This window comes from Nostoc sp. 'Peltigera membranacea cyanobiont' 213, from assembly GCF_002245975.1.
GTDB lineage: Bacteria > Cyanobacteriota > Cyanobacteriia > Cyanobacteriales > Nostocaceae > Nostoc.
This window is the reverse complement of the sequence record NZ_NOLI01000080.1, coordinates 17,069-37,355: the sequence shown is the minus strand read 5'-3', so window position 1 is coordinate 37,355 and position 20,287 is coordinate 17,069. Positions and strand designations below refer to the sequence as shown.

18 protein-coding genes and 5 tRNA genes are annotated in these 20,287 nt (G+C 41.5%); 8 read left to right on the top strand and 15 right to left on the bottom strand.

Annotation, left to right across the window (positions count from 1 at the left end; translation table 11 throughout):
• Positions 1-122: 122 nt before the first annotated feature.
• On the bottom strand, positions 123-629 hold the full coding sequence (locus CDG77_RS20845; protein ID WP_094331234.1) for a DUF1993 domain-containing protein: 507 nt from the start codon (positions 627-629) through the stop codon (positions 123-125).
• A gap of 95 nt (positions 630-724) precedes the next feature.
• Between CDG77_RS20845 and CDG77_RS36660 the strand changes: the two genes are divergently transcribed.
• Entirely contained in the window at positions 725-862 is a 138-nt protein-coding gene (locus tag CDG77_RS36660) for a hypothetical protein (protein ID WP_181154114.1), read from the top strand.
• A 43-nt stretch (positions 863-905) separates the two neighbouring features.
• The gene (locus CDG77_RS20840) at positions 906-1,565 is read left to right on the top strand and encodes a hypothetical protein (protein ID WP_223269897.1); all 660 of its coding nucleotides are present in this window, start codon (positions 906-908) and stop codon (positions 1,563-1,565) included.
• A 257-nt stretch (positions 1,566-1,822) separates the two neighbouring features.
• Here CDG77_RS20840 and CDG77_RS20835 read toward each other — a convergent pair whose 3' ends face one another.
• The 4 genes from CDG77_RS20835 to CDG77_RS20820 all read right to left on the bottom strand — a co-directional run bounded on the left by CDG77_RS20835 (position 1,823) and on the right by CDG77_RS20820 (position 5,557).
• Positions 1,823-2,503, bottom strand: coding sequence for a SnoaL-like polyketide cyclase (locus tag CDG77_RS20835; RefSeq protein WP_094331233.1), 681 nt, complete (start codon positions 2,501-2,503; stop codon positions 1,823-1,825).
• A gap of 251 nt (positions 2,504-2,754) precedes the next feature.
• The gene (locus CDG77_RS20830; RefSeq protein WP_317615930.1) at positions 2,755-3,261 is read right to left on the bottom strand and encodes a GNAT family N-acetyltransferase; all 507 of its coding nucleotides are present in this window, start codon (positions 3,259-3,261) and stop codon (positions 2,755-2,757) included.
• A 74-nt stretch (positions 3,262-3,335) separates the two neighbouring features.
• Entirely contained in the window at positions 3,336-4,940 is a 1,605-nt protein-coding gene (locus tag CDG77_RS20825; RefSeq protein WP_094331232.1) for a 2-isopropylmalate synthase, read from the bottom strand.
• A 95-nt stretch (positions 4,941-5,035) separates the two neighbouring features.
• Complete coding sequence (locus tag CDG77_RS20820) at positions 5,036-5,557, bottom strand: LabA-like NYN domain-containing protein (protein WP_041565194.1); 522 nt, start codon at positions 5,555-5,557, stop codon at positions 5,036-5,038.
• Positions 5,558-5,877: 320 nt separating this feature from the next.
• Between CDG77_RS20820 and CDG77_RS38590 the strand changes: the two genes are divergently transcribed.
• The 3 genes from CDG77_RS38590 (at position 5,878) to CDG77_RS20810 (ending at position 10,135) form a co-directional block, all read left to right on the top strand.
• On the top strand, positions 5,878-6,012 hold the full coding sequence (locus CDG77_RS38590) for a hypothetical protein (RefSeq protein ID WP_258169465.1): 135 nt from the start codon (positions 5,878-5,880) through the stop codon (positions 6,010-6,012).
• Between the two features lie 286 nt (positions 6,013-6,298).
• The gene (locus CDG77_RS20815) at positions 6,299-8,659 is read left to right on the top strand and encodes a CHASE2 domain-containing serine/threonine-protein kinase (protein ID WP_094331231.1); all 2,361 of its coding nucleotides are present in this window, start codon (positions 6,299-6,301) and stop codon (positions 8,657-8,659) included.
• 57 nt (positions 8,660-8,716) lie between these two features.
• A complete protein-coding gene (locus tag CDG77_RS20810) occupies positions 8,717-10,135 on the top strand; it encodes a hypothetical protein (protein WP_094331230.1) in 1,419 nt (472 codons plus the stop codon).
• Positions 10,136-10,511: 376 nt separating this feature from the next.
• On the opposite strand, the gene CDG77_RS20805 is transcribed toward CDG77_RS20810, so the two are convergent.
• The 6 genes from CDG77_RS20805 to CDG77_RS36090 all read right to left on the bottom strand — a co-directional run bounded on the left by CDG77_RS20805 (position 10,512) and on the right by CDG77_RS36090 (position 12,951).
• Positions 10,512-12,113: a TROVE domain-containing protein gene (locus CDG77_RS20805; RefSeq protein ID WP_094331229.1), complete on the bottom strand. Its 1,602-nt coding sequence runs from the start codon at positions 12,111-12,113 to the stop codon at positions 10,512-10,514.
• 37 nt (positions 12,114-12,150) lie between these two features.
• Positions 12,151-12,277 (bottom strand) — tRNA-OTHER (locus tag CDG77_RS36110).
• A gap of 28 nt (positions 12,278-12,305) precedes the next feature.
• A tRNA-OTHER gene (locus CDG77_RS36105) sits at positions 12,306-12,443 on the bottom strand.
• Positions 12,444-12,466: 23 nt separating this feature from the next.
• Positions 12,467-12,591 (bottom strand) — tRNA-OTHER (locus CDG77_RS36100).
• Between the two features lie 46 nt (positions 12,592-12,637).
• A tRNA-OTHER gene (locus CDG77_RS36095) sits at positions 12,638-12,767 on the bottom strand.
• A 50-nt stretch (positions 12,768-12,817) separates the two neighbouring features.
• Positions 12,818-12,951, bottom strand: a tRNA-OTHER gene (locus CDG77_RS36090).
• 319 nt (positions 12,952-13,270) lie between these two features.
• Between CDG77_RS36090 and CDG77_RS20795 the strand changes: the two genes are divergently transcribed.
• Entirely contained in the window at positions 13,271-14,008 is a 738-nt protein-coding gene (locus tag CDG77_RS20795; RefSeq protein WP_094331227.1) for a hypothetical protein, read from the top strand.
• A gap of 21 nt (positions 14,009-14,029) precedes the next feature.
• Here the strand turns inward: CDG77_RS20795 and CDG77_RS20790 are convergent, their stop codons facing one another.
• On the bottom strand, positions 14,030-15,160 hold the full coding sequence (locus tag CDG77_RS20790) for a quinone-dependent dihydroorotate dehydrogenase (protein WP_094331226.1): 1,131 nt from the start codon (positions 15,158-15,160) through the stop codon (positions 14,030-14,032).
• Positions 15,161-15,374: 214 nt separating this feature from the next.
• Here CDG77_RS20790 and CDG77_RS20785 point away from each other — a divergent pair, with 214 nt between their 5' ends.
• Positions 15,375-15,800, top strand: coding sequence for a GNAT family N-acetyltransferase (locus CDG77_RS20785; RefSeq protein WP_094331225.1), 426 nt, complete (start codon positions 15,375-15,377; stop codon positions 15,798-15,800).
• Between the two features lie 393 nt (positions 15,801-16,193).
• Positions 16,194-19,244: a leucine-rich repeat domain-containing protein gene (locus CDG77_RS20780; RefSeq protein WP_094331224.1), complete on the top strand. Its 3,051-nt coding sequence runs from the start codon at positions 16,194-16,196 to the stop codon at positions 19,242-19,244.
• A gap of 106 nt (positions 19,245-19,350) precedes the next feature.
• On the opposite strand, the gene CDG77_RS37760 is transcribed toward CDG77_RS20780, so the two are convergent.
• The 3 genes from CDG77_RS37760 to CDG77_RS20770 are packed head-to-tail and all read right to left on the bottom strand — an operon-like array spanning position 19,351 to position 19,979.
• Positions 19,351-19,551: a hypothetical protein gene (locus CDG77_RS37760; protein ID WP_223269896.1), complete on the bottom strand. Its 201-nt coding sequence runs from the start codon at positions 19,549-19,551 to the stop codon at positions 19,351-19,353.
• Positions 19,552-19,576: 25 nt separating this feature from the next.
• Entirely contained in the window at positions 19,577-19,735 is a 159-nt protein-coding gene (locus CDG77_RS37755; RefSeq protein ID WP_223269895.1) for a PIN domain-containing protein, read from the bottom strand.
• A 16-nt stretch (positions 19,736-19,751) separates the two neighbouring features.
• The gene (locus CDG77_RS20770; protein WP_094331223.1) at positions 19,752-19,979 is read right to left on the bottom strand and encodes a hypothetical protein; all 228 of its coding nucleotides are present in this window, start codon (positions 19,977-19,979) and stop codon (positions 19,752-19,754) included.
• Positions 19,980-20,287 lie beyond the last annotated feature (308 nt).

The window sequence follows — 20,287 nt, the reverse complement described above, 5'->3', positions numbered from 1 at the left end:
ACCCCCAACCCCCTCCCCGCAAGCTATGAGGGGACTATGATGTACCTCATGTGATTAGGAAACGCTATAACGCAAGTTTTGATTGAAAAATCTCGAAAAAATTAGGTTAGATATTGCTTGGGTTAAGGCTGACCAAGAAAGTCCTGTTTGCCAAGTTCGACACCGCAGTGTCTGAGAATGTTATATGCTGTTGTGACATGGAAATAAAGGTTTGGTAAAACAAAATGGAACAGATATGGCATTCCTTGAAAAGATAAAGTCTTGTCACGCATTTGTAGGGTAATTTCTCTTTCTTCTGAACCGTCAATTTGTTCAGGTTTAAACGTATTTAAATGAGAGATAGTTTTTTGAATGCGGTCAATAAGTTGAGGGAATGTAGTTTCATTATCCTCAAATTGGAGTGGTTCTATAAGAGCTAATCGTGCAGCACCTCTATTTACAATATCAGAGGCAATTTGTACTTGTTTTGATAACGGAAACATATCTGGGGATAGACGACTATTTATAAACACAGAAGGATCTATTTTTTTAGTTTCCGCATAAGTAGCACCTTTTTGCAGAATATTTATCAGATTATTCAGTGTGCGAATAGATACAGGTATTGAAGCTTGGTACATTGAAATGGTCATTGAGATTTCTCCACAAAAAGTTCAAACGACTTTGAGCCGTCCCATCTAATATTAGGGGGTATTGACTGTGATACTGTGATACTGTGTCGAAGAATATGGAACCGAATTTAGTCACAGATCCAAAGATACTGAATGTTTTGAACGAACTTATACAACTCTGGACGATTTTTCATCGTCCAGAGTTGGGGACGACACGTGCCAACTTTGAGCAGATGACGTTGGTGTGCGACTAAAATTTTGGTGAGGCTCAAAGACAGCCCCCACAGTTAATATCTGATGCAGCGAGGTAAACGCGATCGCTTTACCGACCAAGAATTTTTTGACGCTTGTAACCGTCTTTCTCTGATGGTAGGTCAAAATAATATCACTGTTTTGCTGGCTAAAGTTTATGCTGAACAGTTAATCGCCAGTAAAGACGTTGCATCTAATATTTCTGCGTTACCAGAGAATATTCCCAATTTGATGCTGGGTTATATCAATAAACTCAATCGTGATGTTACAGACGATCGATTTGACGATCGCACTGTGCATCAAGATGCCAAAGCGATCGCTTGGGAATGCTTGCAGCAAAGTTATCAACCAGCAACCGCCAAGCGTGCAGATGCCATTGCTGCATTAGCCGGTTTGGGTATTGATGACCCCGAAGCACACCTAGATTATCTCGAAAAGCGCCTACACCTAATTCAAACTATCGGTTCTGCCAAAGACAGAATCTGTTTCTGTCTCGATCCTTTAGCTGAGTATCTTGCAGGGTGGTATTTAATCGAATTGTATGGCAATAACGATGGTAAATGGCGATCGCATTTTTTCAAAAAGGCAGATGATTTAGTCAAAACAGGCAGACAAGATGCCATCAAAGGCTTGTTGTTGGCGGTGCGAGATTGCTACTTGAGGTTCAAGGTAGCAAAGAAACCGACTTTGTACCCCAGAAGTTAGGTAAACTGGCTGGGTTTACACCTTCAGTCACACCAGTTAGTACTGTGCAAACAGTAATACCATGAACGGCATTTTTCAATTTATTAAAATTTATCTGCATCCCCTCATCAGCCCTAATAATAAGTTTCCAATTGCAGATAATATGACATCCATTGCATATTTTCAATGATTATACTCACTCGATCGGCGTTCGCTGCTGTTTCCTAAGAGCGCCAATCGAGTGTGCTTGCTATTTGATGACTACGGCTAAATCAAAATTAGTGATTGTTCTGATTTTGAGAATGGAAGGGACAACCACCTGCCGTTAATTTTTGCAGAAAGACATTATTATCAAAATAATGCTCTAAAGACTCAATCTTTAAGTCATCAGTCACGCGAGCAATACTAACTCCTACAATTTCTACTGTTTCACCTGTGGGTGCATAGTCTTTATAGGAACCATTAAATGTTCCCCAATGTCGCCACTTAAAGGTAACATTAGGCGGCCCCGAAAGAACTTCTGTTAATTCCCAAAGAAAGCCATTAGGAAAAGCATTATGAAAAACTTGAAATGAAGATTCAAAGGTTTCTGTTTCGGAGCTATACTGGTCACTTTCACCCAAAAACAGGTTATAAGTACCTTCAACTGCAACATCCTGAGCAGTGAATTGTTGTCCCCCATTAGTACTCATTTTAAACTTATCAGTAACAATCGAGAGCCACTGTTGAGGATTAGATTTATTAGAAGCTTCCATCTCAAAATTTCGGACTAAGTTTTGGGCGATCGCTTCTAAAGAACCTTCTGGATGCTGAAATTTGCTTTCTTGATGAAGAAATTCATTGGTGTATGAATAATCCGGGCGTTTTCCTTCTCGCCACTGTACTTCTTCATCATGAGCAATGACTATATCTCTATCTTGTACCCAGAGCGGCAATTCTGTTGTTTTTTCGCTACTCATACAAGTTGACTGATTATAAACATCGTTTCCCAGAATAAAGTTTTATGCATACAAGTAAATCGAAAAATCTAAAAAAGTAAAAAATATTAATAATTAACTCAATAAACTTGACTTTTAGTACAAGTCAGACTAATAGTAACTACATACATCCAAACACTTACAGCTATCCTATTTAACGTAAGTTTGACAAATATCTTCTTACATCAATTTAGGTTGATCGCGCATCACTACAAGGCAACAAATTGCTGTCCTTAAATCAAATCTAATTGCATTAAATTTCCTTCAGAAAAACCGAGACTGGAATAAACTGGTTGACCCAATGGCGAGGCGTTAAGAACTACTCGCGTGCAGCCAATCGTTTTTAAATATTCAATTGCTCTATTAGTTAGGCATTTAGCGATACCTTGTCTGCGGTAAGATTGTTCAACGTAAACGCCCCAAATATATCCAAATTTGCGGTATTCATCTTTGAAAACATTCGGGTATAAACCTGCAAACAGTTGACAACTTGCAGAACCCACGACTGTATTATCAACCTCTGCAATAAAAGCTTTATAAAACAAATCTCGACGCGCTTCTTCTATGAATTTGAAGGTAATATTCTGCCACTCCAGAAGTAGATTACTCTCATCAACACCAATATCTAGCCACATTTGATAAGAGTGTTTTGCAATCAGTGAATCTTCTTTGCTGGTGACTTCCCTGATAGTTATATGTTTTTCTGTCAGCATAATTTCCAACGATTTTTTGGAACTCACAAATAACTCCTCCCCAAAGTTGGAGAGGAGTTTGTTAGCATCAGCTAAAAACTGGCAGTTTGACAGAGCCGATTTCAAACTTTCTGTGCAGTTGCTTTCTCTGGTTTTTCTTGAGTTTGCAATGCAGCATACAACCTATTCAAGGCATTTACATAAGCTTGCGCGGATGCCACGATGATATCTGTGTTCGCTGCATGGCCAGAAAACACTTTAGATTCATAACGTAAACGAATCGTTACTTCTCCAATGGCATCAATACCGGCTGTTACTGACTGCACAGAAAACTCAATCAACTCGTTGGGTACATTCACTACCCGGTTGATGGCTTTGTAAACTGCATCCACTGGCCCAGTACCGATCGCAGCATCGGTTAATTCTTCGCCTTCTGGAGTCCGCAGGGTGACTGTAGCAGTGGGACGGGCGTTGCTACCACAGGAAACTTGCACCAACTCTACCCGGAACAAATCGGGTGCTTGTTGAATTTCATCGTTAACGATCGCTTCCAAATCCCAATCAGAAATATCTTTCTTTTTATCTGCTACTTCTTTGAACCTAACAAAAGCTTTATTTAACTCAGTATCCGACAGTTCAAAGCCCAATTCTTTTAAGCGGGTGCGGAAAGCATTTCTCCCTGAATGTTTGCCCAAAACTATTTGATTGTCTGTCAAACCAATCAATTTGGCATCCATAATCTCGTAGGTGAGCTTGTTTTTTAAGACACCATCTTGGTGAATCCCAGACTCATGAGCAAAGGCATTCGCCCCAACGATCGCTTTATTTGGTTGTACCAACATACCCGTCAAATTGGAAACTAAGCGTGAGGTTTTGTAAATTTGCCGGGTGTCGATATTTGTCAGGGATTCTTGAGATTCTTCTGGTCTTCCCAGATAGGGATTAAAATATTGTCGCCGGACGTGTAGCGCCATCACCAACTCTTCTAATGAGGCATTTCCGGCGCGTTCGCCAATGCCATTAATTGTACATTCGAGTTGCCGTGCGCCATTTTTTACGGCTTCTAAGAAGTTAGCAACTGCCAAACCTAAATCATTGTGGCCGTGAACGGAAATAATTGCTTGGTCGATGTTGGGGACATTTTCAATAATCCCCTTAATCATTGCTCCAAATTCGCTAGGGGTGGTGTAACCCACGGTATCGGGAATGTTAACTGTTGTTGCACCAGCTGCGATCGCTCGTTCTAAAACTTGATACAGAAATTCTGGATCGGTACGGGCCGCATCCATTGGCGAAAATTCGATATCTGTCATGAAGGACTTGGCATAGGCTACCATTTCTTCTGCGATCGCTAGCACTTCTGCCCGTGACTTCCGCAACTGATACTCTAAATGAATATCAGAAGTCGAAATAAATGTGTGAATTCTACCTTTTACAGCTGGTTTTAATGATTCTGCGGCCGCTTCAATATCTGCTTTAATGGCTCTTGCCAAACTGCAAATTACTGGGCCATTTTCTGTCCCGACAATTTGGGCAATCTTACTGACTGCTTCAAAATCTCCCGGACTAGCAAAGGCAAATCCTGCCTCAATTATATCCACACCCAGACGCGCCAGTTGTTTGGCAATAACTAGCTTTTCGTCTATATTCAAAGTCGCTCCCGGACACTGCTCTCCATCTCGCAGTGTAGTATCAAAAATGATGATTCGATCGGTTTTGTTTGTCATTTGCCGTTTGTTCTTTAGTTTTTACTTGTGGCTCAATATATCTTCAACCTTAGTTTTTCTTTTACTCTTACCTTTGTAAATAATTGCTAAGGCTATTAACCTTCGGTTTTTTCTATTTGATCTCTGATATCATTTAAATCTATATATCTATCAGTAGCGTTCCGTAGTTCTCTAGCAATCATTCCTTCTGTTGATACTACCGTAATATGTGTATTTTTCGACCGTAATAGTTCAATTGCTCTTTCAAAATCTCCATCGCCACTGAATAATACTACTCGGTCATATTGGTCTACTGTATTAAACATATCTACAACAATTTCAATATCTAAATTAGCTTTTTGCGAGTAACGACCGGACGTATCATCATAATATTCTTTAAGAATTTTAGTTCGGACTGTATATCCTAGACTAATTAGAGCATCTCTAAAACCTCGTTGATCCTGTGGGTCTTTTAAGCCAGTGTACCAGAATGCATTAATTAATGTTGTTTCTGATTGCTCATGTTTAAAGTATTCTAAGACTCGTCGCGGGTCAAAAAACCACCCATTTTTTTGTTGTGCATAGAACATATTGTTTCCGTCTACAAAAATAGACAGACGATTCATTGGAGAACCCATACAAATTTACACCTAATAATATAAATGAATTTAGATGGAACAATAGATTATAGCAATTTTCAAATGCCTTGTTTGCTAATATCTATAAAGTAAGTCTTCATCTATAGCTTTTATCCTACCTCTTTCAAAGCATAAAAACGGATGCAATATTGGAGTTGAGATCCTGGGTGCTAAACCTTATTCACCTCCAGCACTGCAAGAGCTACCCTGCGATCGAAATCTACCAATAAAATTGAACCAATAACAGCATTCATTGCTGTATAACACTAAAGTTTACTCCTAAAGAGGTATAGCATAAGCTTAGAGTAGGATATAAGTTGATGCCTATCTATAAAGTGAAGCTGTCAGTATCAGGACAAGCTTTGTGGGGAGTACCAATATTGCGCCAAAGACAGAAGACGGCCTTGGGACAGCTTATGGTAAAACACCCAGTTAGGAGCATACCTGTTGGTTAGGTTACGGTAAAATCTTGCTGCAACCAATTACAGAGTCGGATCTACTTCGACTCCGATCTGTGAGACAATCACTAGTTGTAACTCACTTAACAGAAAAATAATAAGTTAAGCAGTACCTGAGTAGGAATGTCTTGGGGGCTAGCTCTGCTAATAAAAGTTTGTCGATTGATAGAAGATACTTTACAAATGTATAAGATTGTCATTTAAGTCTTATTTCAATGTGCTTGCACTAAAACGTGGTCTGAATAAATAAAAGTGTTGGACTTAAATCAATCAGTAACACAATATGGCAGAAGAACCTACATCTACCTTAACTAAGAACTATGTCTCTGCTGCCAATAGACACTCAAGCAAACCGACAAAAGTAACCTCGACAGCATCGGCTCGCCAGTCTAGGTGGATGATTCGCTTAGGCCATCTCCTCGCTGGGGCTTGGGTAATGGGTGCAGCATTGCTGAGTGCTTCTGGAGGAGAATTGGTTCAATTGATGGAAAGTAAGGCGCTTTCTGGCTTTTTTCAACTGCGCGGGCCGATTATACCTCCAGAAGACATTGTAATTTTAGCAATAGACGATCAGTCAATATCAGTTCCCGAACAGTACTATAAAACAAATCCAAAACAGTATGCCTACCTAGAAACACTGAAATCTTATCCTTATAAACGTGCTGCTTATGCCCAGATAATTACAAAATTAATCAAAGCAGGTGTCCGCTCTGTAGCAGTAGATGTAATATTTGACACTCCTAGTAGCTATGGAGCTACTGACGATCGCCAACTTCATACAGTATTGCAAAAATATGGTAGTAAAATTACTTTAGCAGCCGTCTACGAAAATTCCCAGACGCGCCAAGGGTCTTTTACACAACTGATAGACCCACAACAGATGTTTCGTACAGGGTCAGTGTCCATTGGCTCAGTTAATTTCCCCTTAGAAGCTGATGGTAAAGTTCATCGATTGGCGAGTGAATTTTCTAAGTCGTTGGCTGAAGATAATTTGATCGAGAAGCTACCCTCTTTTGATGAAGCAGCACTCAGGATAGCAGAAGTAAATTATCCCCGACCAAAGGGCGATCGCATTTATTTTTGGGGCCCTGCGGGTACATTTGAGCAAATACCCTTTTGGCACGTCCTCGACCCGGAAAACTGGAACACCTATTTGCAGCAGGGAAAGGTCTTCAAAGACAAAATAGTGCTAATAGGTGCAACAGATAAATTAAATAATGATTATTATCCAGTCGCTGCTAGCAACAGTGCCAAACCCATGTCAGGCGTGGAAATTCACGCCAATGCGATCGCAACTTTAATGTCAGGAAAAGCGATCGCTCCAGGAATTAACACTCCACCATTGCGGGGTTTGTTTGTGCTAATTCTAGTTGGCAGTACAGCCTTGATGATTAGCAGACGCAAGCGTAGTATCAATAGATTTCTATATGGCCTCGCCCTTTCTGGCACTTGGGTAGGAATTAGTTATGGGTTGTTTATCTATGGTCAGTTAATTTTCCCTACTACTGTACCAATGATTGCGATCGCGATGACCGGATTTTCCTACCTGGGAACCTCATTAGTCAGAGAAAATATCAGGAAACGCCAATTAGTAGATATTTTTCAGAAGTATAAAACTTCTCCCGTTGTCCAAGAGATTATCAGTCAACAAGATGACTTGCAAGACCTAATCCAGCAACGAGATTTAGCCTTATCAGGGAAAGTTCTGGCTCGACGCTACAAAATTGTCAAAGTTCTCGGTTCCGGTGGATTCAGCGAAACATACATTGCTGAAGATACTCAACGTCCTGGAAATCCGCAATGTGTTCTTAAGCAACTAAAACCAGCCAGCACCAAACCAGAAGCCTTGCAACTTGCCAGACGTTTATTTCACTCAGAGGCGCAAACTCTAGAAAAATTGGGAACACACGATCAAATCCCTCAACTTTTGGCTTATTTTGAAGAAGATGAGGAATTTTATCTAGTGCAAGAACAGATAATTGGTCATCCTTTAAATCAGGAATTGCCACCAGGTAGAGCAATTGATGAAATTGCCACGATCAAAATTGTCAGGGACTTATTGCAAACATTAACATTTGTTCATAAAAACAACGTGATTCACCGGGATATTAAGCCCAGTAATATCATCCGGCGACACTCAGACGGAAAACTTGTATTGATTGACTTTGGAGCCGTCAAAGAAGTCAGCATCAAACAGCTTGATGCACAAGAGCAAACCCCCTTTACCATTGGCATTGGGACTCAGGGTTACGCACCAAGCGAACAATGTTTTGGCCGTCCCCACTACAGTAGTGATATCTATGCAGTGGGTATGGTTGGGATTAAAGCCTTGACTGGTGTAGCACCCCGTGAGCTAGGTAGAGATGGTTATGGAGAGATCAAATGGAGCGATGCCTACGGCGGTAAACTACGCTCTAAAGTGAGCAATTCCCTAGCTAAAATTCTCAGTAAAATGGTGCTGGATGACTTCAAACAGCGATATCAGTCTGCATTAGAAGCTCTAGAGGATCTGGAAGCTTTTGACGATGTTATAAATTCCCAAAGCAGATACCCCATACTACGGGATGACTCATTAACCAATACCTTAGAGCAAGTAAACGCTCCCACAAAATCTTGCTCAGAATCATCCTCAGAAACTCCTTGAGAAGGACGCGGTGCATTAGATTTAAAAGGAATAGCGATCGCTTATTTAAGTTAAATTATGACTGAAGAAAAAACTCCTGAAGAAATTGTTGAAATTGCCATAAATCTTTGTGATGCGCCTACGCCACTAGCGCCTTACTGGGAAGAACGAAACTTTGCACAAGGCTTGGGTATTCCTCTGAATCGGGAATACACACCAGAACAATGGGACTGGATTTTTGCTAGATTTATCAAATTGGTAAATAGTGAAGACTGGATAATTAGGGAACAAGCGATCGATAGAATCAAAACAGCCTTAGAAGCAGAAAAAAAGCAAAGCAATCGAGTAGCAGAACGTTTACCAGATATCTTACAGGCGATCGCTTATCAAGCAACTCTCACGCCAGATATCTTTGAGGAATTTTGCAATGAATTTCAATGGTTTAGCAAAGATGAGCCTTATAACAGCCTGATTTTTCACTGGTTGGAACAACTGGCTGGCGATAAACAACGCCAACTTCCTAGTGATGAAGCAATTGAAGCAGCTAAAATTTACTTTTATGGCTACGGTGAGACATGGACACAAGCAGGAGCAAAACTCATAGCAGCTTTGGATCATCCTGACTTAACTATTAGAGCTTGTGCTGCTTACCAAATTGGCAAAATTTACAGTAGAACTCAGCAATACACCTGGGATGATGATGAAGATTTGCAGATTAAGCAACAAATTGCTGAAGGTATGCCACCCATCCAAGAAATGATGCAGCTAATTCGTCAAAAAGAATTAGAACGCCCTGGAATAGCCGGAGCTTTTGGGCACGTGTGCCCCAGAGATAATATTAATCTCGATTATGGCGCTTGGATATTAGACATTCTAGAAAATTCTCAATCTCCAGAGCCATATATAATATATTTTCCCTGCAACCTTGCTTTTGATGCCCACGAACGCTTCAGTCATGATGCAGATGCTATTCTTCGCTTGATACAAATGGGCAGAGTAGATATTGCAATTGCAGCAGCTACCGATGAAGACCGTAAAATAGAAGCACTCAAACCCCTACTCATCGAAATGGGTGATAATGAAGATCCTGAAATTGTGCGACGAGTATCTTGGCATTTAGCTTACTATTACCACTACCTGCATTCTAAAGGCGTAGAACTGGGTTATGTAGAATTGATTGCTGATTTATCAGAGATTGACCTATTTTTGTTATTTAGCGGACTAGAAGCAAGAACCTCTCCTTATGCAGCCATAATTTATGCCAAAGGTCAAGACAAGCTTTTAAGTCAAACAATTTCCACAAAGTGGGTAGATAAAATATTTCCTAACTCCGTGCGGGGAGAAATAAAAAATCAACGCTATTTAGATAGTTTGTGGTTTACCAGGGGTTACATTAAATATCAAGGCAATGAGGATAATGAGAAAAAAAAGCTGTGGGATAATGTCATCATTGGTTATCGTTCTAATGCTCCTTGGAACCCGAAAGAATTTTTGTAAATTGGTAATTAAACTTAATTATCAAGAATAGCTTGGGAAAATTCAATTTAGGGACTTCCAACAAATAAATTACCCAATTTTGTGGGGTGGGCATCTGCCCGCTCATATACAAAGGCGCTCATGTTGCCCACCCCACAGGAAGTAGTTGAGTATTTTTTTATTTGGAAGTCCCTTACCTGAAAATAGCTGTAATTTACGTCTTTGTGTAAATTCTGAATCAAATAAAGGCGGGTGCGGGGATTGAACCCGCTAATCCCCACAATGGTGGAGACGTAACCAGATAACCCTAAATTCTTCGTCCTCGAAAGGCAAGTGGCGAACAAGGATAACCCGCCATGAAATATGAAGGATAAAGTATTTCATCCTTCAAAAATATCTACAACTCACCCGTAGCAAGCATCTGGATGATCCGAGGCGTTCCCGGATCGAACCCTGCCAAATCCCAAGACAGCGAATCTTGAGGATCTACCAAAGTAATTTGGTAAGGTGTCAAGGTGACATACACCGCCTTGACGTTAGGATTTACCTTTTTGCGGTACTCCTTCAGCGCTTGACTTGGATGCTTATTTCCAGCCCAGCTTTCCGAGTCAGTCCAAAAGCAGACTACATCTGCCTTGAACTTATTCTTAATCATCCAGTCGTAGGCTACAGATGCATCCGTTCCGCCGAAGTTTTGGTTGCTAGCTTTGCGAACCGCAGAACTAAAACTATCTTTGGCACTGATACCTAAATCACGGAATTCGGTAGAAAAGCCGCGAATCATGTAGTTTTTCTCCGCTTTTGCTGTCACCAGTGCCATTGTGGTGGCAATTTCACAACAACTCAGTCCCATATCTGCAACTAAGTTACCCATAGAAGCAGAAATGTCTACGGCGTGCATAAACACTTTACCTGTGGGTTTGACGACATCAAAAGACAGTTCAACCGCCTTTTCTAAAATGTCCACAATCCGAGGAACTGGATTCCAAGTTTTCTTACTGCGTCCTAATCTTCCACCAGATTCATAAGTTTTGAGTGCTTTCAAAACATCAATCGGATGAATGCGCCCTTTACGCAGATGTTCTCTGCGATTAAGAACTTCTTCCACTCGCAGCAAGTTAGCATTTTCATCGGCTCGTAACACACCCAGTTCAGTTAAAGAACCCAAGTTACGCAACATTGCACCTATTGGCATTTCCTGAAATAGCAGCTGCCAAGCTTGCCGATCCATTTTGCCCACCGGTGCAGCCATTTCGTGGGTTAAGTGTCCTTGCAAAATAGCTTCATGGGTTTGGGTAGGATTCCGCTTCAGCCACTCATACCACCAAATTTGTGCCAAAGCCTCTGAGGGGATGTCTGCTGGCAATTCTTCCCAGCCTCTAACTACCCACTCAAATAGTTGACGGTGATTTTCTGTAGGCGGTTTGACATGGAACAACCGCAACGCATCTCGGTGGGAAAAGCCTTGACGCTGTTGATATTTCAACAGTTGATAAGCTAAACCCTTGACATCTTCCCTTGAGAGCCAAGTTTTACCAGCTTCCCGCACGACTTTGCCAAATCCCCGCAGAGATTTTGTGTAGTTCAACCATTCGTAGAAGTGGCTACCGGTGCGGACAACTTGCGGGAAAATTTCACCAAACGCCTGTTTTGCCTGTGCTGCTTCACCCATCGACAGCAGCACCAAAGCTAATATAGGCGCACTGTTATTGATGGCGCGTCCATCGCTAGCATACAAAATTTCTTCCCCTACACGGCTGGGATTTTCGGCAACAGCAAGTCTTACAACTGTCACAAAATCCTCAGTTAATTCTTGTTTACCAGCGTAGTAAGTGCTTTTTGCTGTGCCAACCAAAAGACAGCGACGCAGCATCTTCCAAATGCCAGCATCAAACATCCAGCCACCGGAACGTCCCTTAACCATTTCTGCTTCCCGTCCGGGGATAGGTTGATTTTGTGGTGTAGTTGTTTTCTTTTTGGTGAAAAAATTGTAATTCATCGCTTCATCTCCCGGCCCTTACGGGCAAAAATGAAAGGTGGCGGAGCAGGAATCGAACCTGCGACATCCGGCTTAAAATGCGATAACCCTAATTCTTCGGCCTTTTCAGGCAAGGTGTGAACAAGGATGTTTTTCGGCGCTCTACCAAACTGAGCTACCCGCCACATGAAAATTAAAAATGCAAAATTTACTCTGGTGGAACAGGATTTGAACCTGCAACCGATGAATTAACGATAACCCTCGATTCGTCGGCCTTTGCAGGCAAGTTTGTGAACTAAGGACTATGGGAATTAACCCGTTCATTGCTCTACCAGATTGAGCTACCCACCAGGTGAAAATTAAAAATTAGGTTTTGGGTGGCGGAGCAGGACTTGAACCTGCGACCTCTCGAACCTGATTCGATAACCCTAATTCGTCGGCCTTTTCAGGCAAGGGGTGAAAAAGGATGTTTAGCGCTCTACCTCTGAGCTACCCGCCACATGAAAATTTAGGATTTTAAATTCAATCTAAAATCTAAAATTAATTGGTGTAGTGGAGCGGGATTTGAACCCGCGACCTCCCGCTTGGCAGGCGATAACCCTCAATTCGTCGGCCTTTTCAGGCAAGGGGTGAATAAGGATATTTAGGCGCTCTAACCACTGAGCTACCCACCACATATAAAGTTATGAGTTAAACATTTAGAATTCGTCATTTAGCACTGACTTTGGTGTAGCGGAACAGGATTTGTACCTGCACTTCCAGAAGTTTGATTAAGGGTGTTTAAGCTATATACGATAACCCTCGATACATCGGCCTTTACGGGCAAGGTGGGCGCTCTGTCATTTGAGCTATCCGCTACTGGTGCAAGTTAACTCTCTAATGAAAGTTAACTTGTATTATTAATGTAGTATATGTATTATCTGTTGTCAAGGGGCTGACGATTTAATTTATGGAGTTGTTGGTTGAGTTAAAAATCTTCTTTTTTTCGCTGGGAAAAACTTTTGGGCGATCGCACACCAATCTTAGAGGAGTTACACTTTCCAAAGGCTATAACACCTGCCCAGGAAAGATTTTGCCAACAAATTTGCCGCAACTTTGCCAAAAGATACAAAAAAGTGTCACAATTTTTGCCAAGATATATAATACTATTTCCCAAAATTCACTTGGCAAAAATCGGCATGAGTGAAAAACCCATAGAAGACAATGGCAAGGCTTTTCTCGTTCTACTTTTGCCCATCTCGTTTTTGATTATTTTCCTGGTTGCTACCTGGAGAATTTTACTAGCGCTAATTGTGCTGGTAATTGGCTTCAAGATTTGGCAGGAATATCAATGGCAACAGTGGACTGTGCGAGTTAACCCAATTTTTCATCAGTTGGTTCGAGAAAATCAAGGCAGACTTACGCCAATGGACTTGGCAATCAAGGGCAATTTTCCTGGAACAACGGCAAAACGCTACTTGGATGGTAAAGCCTCGGAATTTGGTGCCAGTATAGTCAACTCCGAAGAGGCGGGGCAGTCTTATTACTTTATAACTGCCAGTATTCTCGGCAATATTCTTGATAGTAGTGAACCTGTCAAAGAGCTTCCGGCTCAACCAGTTACTAAAACTGCGCGATCGCTCCTAGCACCACCACCAACAACACTTGAGGAGGAAGAAGCAGAAACTGAATCAATACCACAGCTAACTCAAACCCATGAGGAAGCTAAACGATCGCTGGAAAAACAATTAATTTTTGGCTCTCTCATTCAATCTGAACTTGCCAAACGGCTAAATGTCTATTCCAGCACGGTTTATAAACGACGAAACGATCCAGAGTTTCCTGAATGGAGTCGCAGTAAAGACCCTGATGGTATTGCCTGGTCATACTCGGAAAAAACTAAGGAGTTTTTCCCACTGGAGGAAGAAGGATCGTAATTCAAAATTAAAAAATATTAATTACTTTTGATTTTTGAATTCTAAGCCCACAGCTTCGTTGATGGAATTTAATCCGCTTTGTTCTAACTTGGAAAGTAAACCTGAAAGAATCTGGCGTACCATCAGCGGGCCTTCATAAATCCAGCCTGTATAAACCTGGATCAGGCTAGCACCAGCAGTAATTTTTTCCCAAGCATCCTCTGGGGAAAAAATTCCACCAACGCCAATAATCGGGATTTGTCCTTGGGTTTGCTGCCAAATAAAACGAATTACCTCAGTGGAGCGATCGCGCAATGGTTCACCGCTAATTCCACCAGCTTCTTCCTTGGGTGATTTGCCAGTTTGGTCAATCACCTGAGTTTTCAGTCGATCGCGGCTGATGGTGGTATTGGTGGCGATAATTCCCGCTAGTTGGTAGGTTTTAGCCAAAGAAATAATGTCAGCGATCGCAACCCAATCCAAATCTGGCGCTATCTTGACAAAAAGTGGTTTTTGTGCAGTGTTTTCTTGTTGTAATAAATTCAAGATGGCACTGAGCATAGAGGCATCTTGGAGCGATCGCAACCCTGGTGTATTAGGCGAAGAGACATTAACAACAAAATAATCTCCCAAATCCTTGAGTAAGCGAAAACTATCGAGATAATCTTGTGCGGCTTCTTCTAGGGGAGTTACCTTAGATTTCCCCAAATTTATCCCTATGGGTATTAAGTGAGTTGACTCCTGTTTTTCATGCGTCAAACGTGTCGCCATTGCTGCTGCACCGAGATTATTAAAGCCCATGCGATTGAGAGCAGCTTTATCCAACGGCAAGCGAAACAAACGGGGACGCGGATTTCCTGGTTGGGCGTGAAAAGTTACAGTTCCTAGTTCTGCAAAGCCAAAACCCAAGTTAGACCAAATACCAGCAGCAACTCCATCCTTATCGAAGCCAGCTGCTAATCCTACAGGATTTGGGAAGTTTAGCCCAAATAAATTTTGTTCTAAGCGGGAATCGTACAGACATAAAGATTTTTGTAAGCGTTGGTTTGCCCAACTAGCAGGGGTTTGTGATAGCCAGCTAAAACTGCGAATCGTCTGCTGGTGTAACCACTCTGGGTCTGTTTTTACCACATTGAACAAAAGCGGACTAATTGCAAATTTATAAATATCCATTAGCTTTAATTAAAGAATAATTCAGAAGTCATAAGTCAGAACTCACTCTGTAATTCTATACAAGTGGGTAATGAGTATTAGTCAAAACCTTATAGCTGTTCCCATTCAGATGAGGTACAAGATTATATCGCAAGGTGTAGGGGCACGGCAGTGCCGTGCCCCTACAGGTGTACCTTACTAGCTTGGGAAATGCTATACCCAGAAGTAAGTTAGGATGATTACAGTTCAGGTAGAACAGGAAGTAACTCAGCAGGATCGGATGACCGTCATCCAAATGATTCGCCAGTTCAATCAACATTTTTTTACCTCCTCTGAGTGGCAACCTGTAGCAGTTTTTGCACGAGATGAATCAGGTTTGATTGTTGGTGGAGTTTTGGGTGAAATCGGTTGCAATTGGCTTTATATCAGAGTCCTAGTTGTTAAAGAAGACTTACGCGGCAAAGGAATTGGAAGTAATATCCTTAAAATTGCTGAAAAAGAAGGTCAAAAGCAAAACTGTGTAGGGGTTCATCTTGAAACATTAGAGTTTCAAGCTAAGGAATTTTATGAATCTCAAGGCTACACTGTATTTGCTTTTCAAGAGAACTACCCAATTGGGCATAAAAGATATTTTATGCAAAAGTTATTTAATCTGAGTTAAACATTAAGGAAGCAATTCAAGCTGATTGGTAATGATGGCTATTATGTTTTGCGATCGCCTTTTCCCATCATCTCAATGTGCGATGTCTACGACGGGCTACGCCTACGCCTAAATCTGCAATATCCCAAACAGCGATCCACTACGGTTCGGTTAAGGCAAGAGACGCGATAAATCGCCGTCTCTACAAAGGACTGATTATTGTAGAGACGGCGATTTATCGCGTCTTTGTGATCTAGGGCGGATCACCAAAAAACCTTATCCGAACAGTATTGAACAGCGATCGCCTAAATCCAGAATATTCCAAACAACGATCGCCTTTTCCGATCATTTTTCCCTAATCAGTTAAGATAATCTTCATTAATCTTCTTTCCTTTTACCCTTCTCCTTGGAATTATGACGCAGGAAGAGTTATTGCAACTGATAGATCGCGCCGTGGCTGAGGGTTGGCGAGAGTTAGACTTGTCGGGGCAAGAGTTGACTGAGTTACCTGTGGAAATTGGTAAGTTGCAGCAGCTTGAGTCTTTGATTTTGGGAAAGAAGGTTCAAGGTTATGAATATGTAGGAGGCCACAATCTCCAACAGGTTTCAGGCAACAATTTAAAAACGCTTCCACTCGAACTATTGGGTTTGACTAATTTGTGTAAGTTGGATATTAGTGGCAATCCTTTAGAGAGCATTCCCGATGTGGTAATGCAAATACTACATTTAGAGGAACTTATCTTAATTCGAGTAGAGCTAACTGAAATACCTGATGCGATCGCGAATTTAACCAATCTGACTGCGCTTTCCCTCCGTAACAACAAAATTACCCAGATTCCAGAGGATATCGCTAAATTAACCAATCTGAGGCAGCTTTACCTCTTGTCCAACCAAATTACGCAGATTCCAGAGGCGATCGCGAATTTAACCAATCTGACAAACCTTGACCTCAGTGACAACCAAATTACGCAGATTCCAGAGGCGATCGCTAAATTAACCAATCTGAATTTGCTTTTCCTCTATAACAACCAAATTACGCAGATTTCAGAGGCGATCACGAATTTAAACAATCTAACAGAGCTTTACCTCTTTTCCAACCAAATTACGCAGATTCCAGAGGCGATCACTAATTTAACTAATCTGACGGAGCTTTATCTCGGTAACAACCAAATTACGCAGATTCCAGAGGCGATCGCGAATTTAACCAATCTGACGCAGCTTGACCTCAGATCCAACCAAATTACGCAGATTCCAGAGGCGATCGCGAATTTAACCAATCTGACGCAGCTTCACCTCAGTTCTAACCAAATAACCCAGATTCCAGAGGCGATCGCTAATTTAACTAATCTCACTGAGCTTAATCTTTTTGATAACCAAATAACCCAGATTCCAGAGGCGATCGAAAGTTTGCCGAAATTGAAAAAACTAGATTTACGAGGAAATCCGCTTCCTATTTCACCAGAGATTTTAGGATCTTTTGATGAGGTTGGTTCAGTTGAAGACATTTTTAATTACTTGCGATTACTCCGTAGCGGTGAAGTGCGTCCACTCAACGAAGCCAAACTCTTACTCATCGGACAAGGCAGCGTCGGTAAAACATCCCTTATCGAGCGACTAATCCGCGATAAATATGACAAAAATCAATCCCAAACCGACGGACTCAATGTAGAAACTTGGAACGTGCAGGTTAATAGCAAAGACATCCGCCTGAATGTTTGGGACTTTGGCGGACAGGAAATTTATCATGCTACCCATCAATTTTTTCTGACTAAGCGCAGCCTCTATCTCCTAGTTTGTAATTGTCGCACCAGCGAAGAAGAAAACCGCATCGAATATTGGCTGAAACTAATTGAAAGCTTCGGTGGACAGTCCCCCGTAATTATCGTTGGCAACAAAAAAGACGAACAACCCCTCGACATCAACCGCAAGGCATTACGCGAAAAATATCCTAACATCCAAGCCATTATCGAAACCTCCTGCCAAGACAATATCGGCATTGATGAACTTCGCACCGCCATTTTCCAGCAAGTCGCTAACCTCAAAGAAGTCTACGACCTTCTACCCCTGACATGGTTTGAGGTTAAACAACAACTCGAATCCATGCCCCAAGACTTCATCAGCTACAACCGCTACATCGGCATCTGCCACGAAAACAAAATTCCCGAAGAACAAAACCAAGATCAACTCATCGATCTCCTCCATCGACTTGGCTTAGTTCTCAACTTCCGCGATCATCCCATCCTCAAAAATACCAACGTCCTCAAACCCAACTGGGTGACAGAAGGCATTTATGCGCTCCTGAGCGATGAAAACCTCAAAACTAAAACCAAAGGCATTTTCACCCCTGCCGATCTCACCTGCATCCTCAATCCAGAGCGCTACCCGACCGAGCGTCATGGTTATCTGATCGAACTAATGAAGGAATTCGAGCTTGGCTTTGCACTAGAATGTTACCCACCACAATTTCTGATTGCGGGACTTCTGCCAAAAGACCAACCAGACAAAACAGAACTCCAAGGCGAAACCCTGGAATTTCAATACCATTACAAAGTTCTCCCCGAAAGCATCATTTCCCGCTTCATCGTCAACACCCACGAAAAAATTCATAACCAAATCTATTGGCGCAGTGGCGTAATGCTGCAATATCAAGAAAACAACGAAATCTACAACATCGCTCGCATCAAAGCCGATCCCGAAGACAAAAAAATCTTCATCACCATTAGCGATCGCCAAGAAACCCGCCGCTTATTTCTCGGCATCCTCCGCGATGTCTTCCAAAAAATCCACAAAAGTCTCCCCAATCTCGAAATCACCGAATGGGTTCCCGTCCCCGGCCATCCCAACCACCCGCCCCTTGACTACCAAGAACTACTCGGACTCGAATCAATGGGCGTTCTTGAATATCCAATCGGTAAACTCAAAATAAACATCAATATACGTCAACTTTTAGATGGCTATGAATCACTAGAATCACGTCAGAAAATACAAAAAGTCGATCCAGAAAGCGATCGCTTCACAATTGTCAACCAGATTTACAATAGCAATCAGCAAGGAGATTTCAAACCCATGACAGAAAACACAAACAACTTTCAAAACTCAAACATTGCCAACGTTGCCAACGAAGTCAAAGACAACGCCAGTCAGCAAGCTTCTAACTTCAACCAAACAAGCGGCGCAAGCGTAGCAGAACTAATGCAACTGATCGGCAACTTACGCCAAACTGCTGCCCAATTTCCACCAGAAACCCACGACGACATTATCATCGATATTGATGATGTAGAAGTAGAAATTCAAAAGCCAGAAAAAGAACGCAATTTACCCAAACTCAAAAAGCGTCTAGTAGCTTTACTAACTGCTGCTACTGTAGTCGCTGCCCCGATCGCAGGTATGACAAGCTTTACAAAGGATGTTATGGAAATAGGAAGCAAGTTAGGTATAGAACTAAAGCTTCCCCCTGTTAAATAGACTTTTCTAGCTCCAGGCGCGATCGCATAGCTGGAAATGATACCCGCCTTTGATTTGATGAAAATTGAACTAGCGATCGCAAAGCAAAATAATTACCAAATAATTCTTACCAACTTTGCAGCAAAATATTTTGATCGCAAGTTAATAAAGCTACTTGATTTCCTTGACTCTCTACAACTAAAGCTGTTGATACAATTTGGCGATCGTGCATTTCATTGATAGAGGTTAGTTCTGCACTTTTTTCAATGACATCAGAATCCAGTGGATGTATAAAAACTCGTTTATCATTCTTAACAACCTTAAACAAGGCATCAACAGAAGGAATCGAAGTTTTACCACGACTTAACGATCCATACCGACTCCGCCAAAGCGATCGCAGGCAAAATTAATTCACTGGTTGCATCGGAAAGAATAGCTTTTACAATAGGGCTTAAACGAGAATTACCTTCTAAAAACCAGATTAGAGCATGGGTATCAAGTATATATTTCATGTTGATAGATTCATGTCTAACTCAGAGCCTCGTCAGCATCGCCATGAAACTCAGCATCTTTGAAATCAGACTCAGTGGATTGCTGAGAACCTGAAAACATACCAAAAGACATAAGTTGACTATCTAAACTGACTGATTTAGAACTTAAAAAAGTTACAAAAACTTGGCTTTCAGTAATGTCTTGTGGCACTTCAGCTAATTCGATTTTGCCGTTCCTGTATATTCCTTGGATTGTTTGTAACATAATGGGTTGCGTTGAGTAACTTGAGCGATCGCTAATAAATCATGGCATTAGAACATTTTAGCTAAAATTTGACGGACTCAAAACCTTCAGCGCGATCGCTATGATCATGCACGCAAAACTTATGCTTATGCCATTCGCTGTCAGCTAAATGCTCATGTATGGGTCATTTTGCTAGTTTGGCTAAAATTTTTGTTTTGTAGGCTCTTTTTTGGTGAAGGTATTGTTACTGTTAAGTAGTTCTGGGTACATAACCGCCTATTAAGCTGTTCAGGTTCAACATTAAACACTTGTGGCAATATTACTCAGGG

Excerpts from the sequence above, each read along its gene's own strand:
- CDG77_RS37755 (WP_223269895.1), bottom strand. The coding sequence starts at position 19,735 with ATGAAATATATACTTGATACCCATGCTCTAATCTGGTTTTTAGAAGGT.
- CDG77_RS20790 (WP_094331226.1), bottom strand. The coding sequence starts at position 15,160 with ATGGATATTTATAAATTTGCAATTAGTCCGCTTTTGTTCAATGTGGTA.
- CDG77_RS20805 (WP_094331229.1), bottom strand. The coding sequence starts at position 12,113 with ATGAATTACAATTTTTTCACCAAAAAGAAAACAACTACACCACAAAAT.
- CDG77_RS36660 (WP_181154114.1), top strand. The coding sequence starts at position 725 with ATGGAACCGAATTTAGTCACAGATCCAAAGATACTGAATGTTTTGAAC.
- CDG77_RS20780 (WP_094331224.1), top strand. The coding sequence starts at position 16,194 with ATGACGCAGGAAGAGTTATTGCAACTGATAGATCGCGCCGTGGCTGAG.
- CDG77_RS20770 (WP_094331223.1), bottom strand. The coding sequence starts at position 19,979 with ATGTTACAAACAATCCAAGGAATATACAGGAACGGCAAAATCGAATTA.
- CDG77_RS20845 (WP_094331234.1), bottom strand. The coding sequence starts at position 629 with ATGACCATTTCAATGTACCAAGCTTCAATACCTGTATCTATTCGCACA.
- CDG77_RS20840 (WP_223269897.1), top strand. The coding sequence starts at position 906 with ATGCAGCGAGGTAAACGCGATCGCTTTACCGACCAAGAATTTTTTGAC.
- CDG77_RS20820 (WP_041565194.1), bottom strand. The coding sequence starts at position 5,557 with ATGGGTTCTCCAATGAATCGTCTGTCTATTTTTGTAGACGGAAACAAT.
- CDG77_RS20835 (WP_094331233.1), bottom strand. The coding sequence starts at position 2,503 with ATGAGTAGCGAAAAAACAACAGAATTGCCGCTCTGGGTACAAGATAGA.
- CDG77_RS38590 (WP_258169465.1), top strand. The coding sequence starts at position 5,878 with ATGCCTATCTATAAAGTGAAGCTGTCAGTATCAGGACAAGCTTTGTGG.
- CDG77_RS20785 (WP_094331225.1), top strand. The coding sequence starts at position 15,375 with ATGATTACAGTTCAGGTAGAACAGGAAGTAACTCAGCAGGATCGGATG.
- CDG77_RS20815 (WP_094331231.1), top strand. The coding sequence starts at position 6,299 with ATGGCAGAAGAACCTACATCTACCTTAACTAAGAACTATGTCTCTGCT.
- CDG77_RS20825 (WP_094331232.1), bottom strand. The coding sequence starts at position 4,940 with ATGACAAACAAAACCGATCGAATCATCATTTTTGATACTACACTGCGA.
- CDG77_RS20810 (WP_094331230.1), top strand. The coding sequence starts at position 8,717 with ATGACTGAAGAAAAAACTCCTGAAGAAATTGTTGAAATTGCCATAAAT.
- CDG77_RS20795 (WP_094331227.1), top strand. The coding sequence starts at position 13,271 with ATGAGTGAAAAACCCATAGAAGACAATGGCAAGGCTTTTCTCGTTCTA.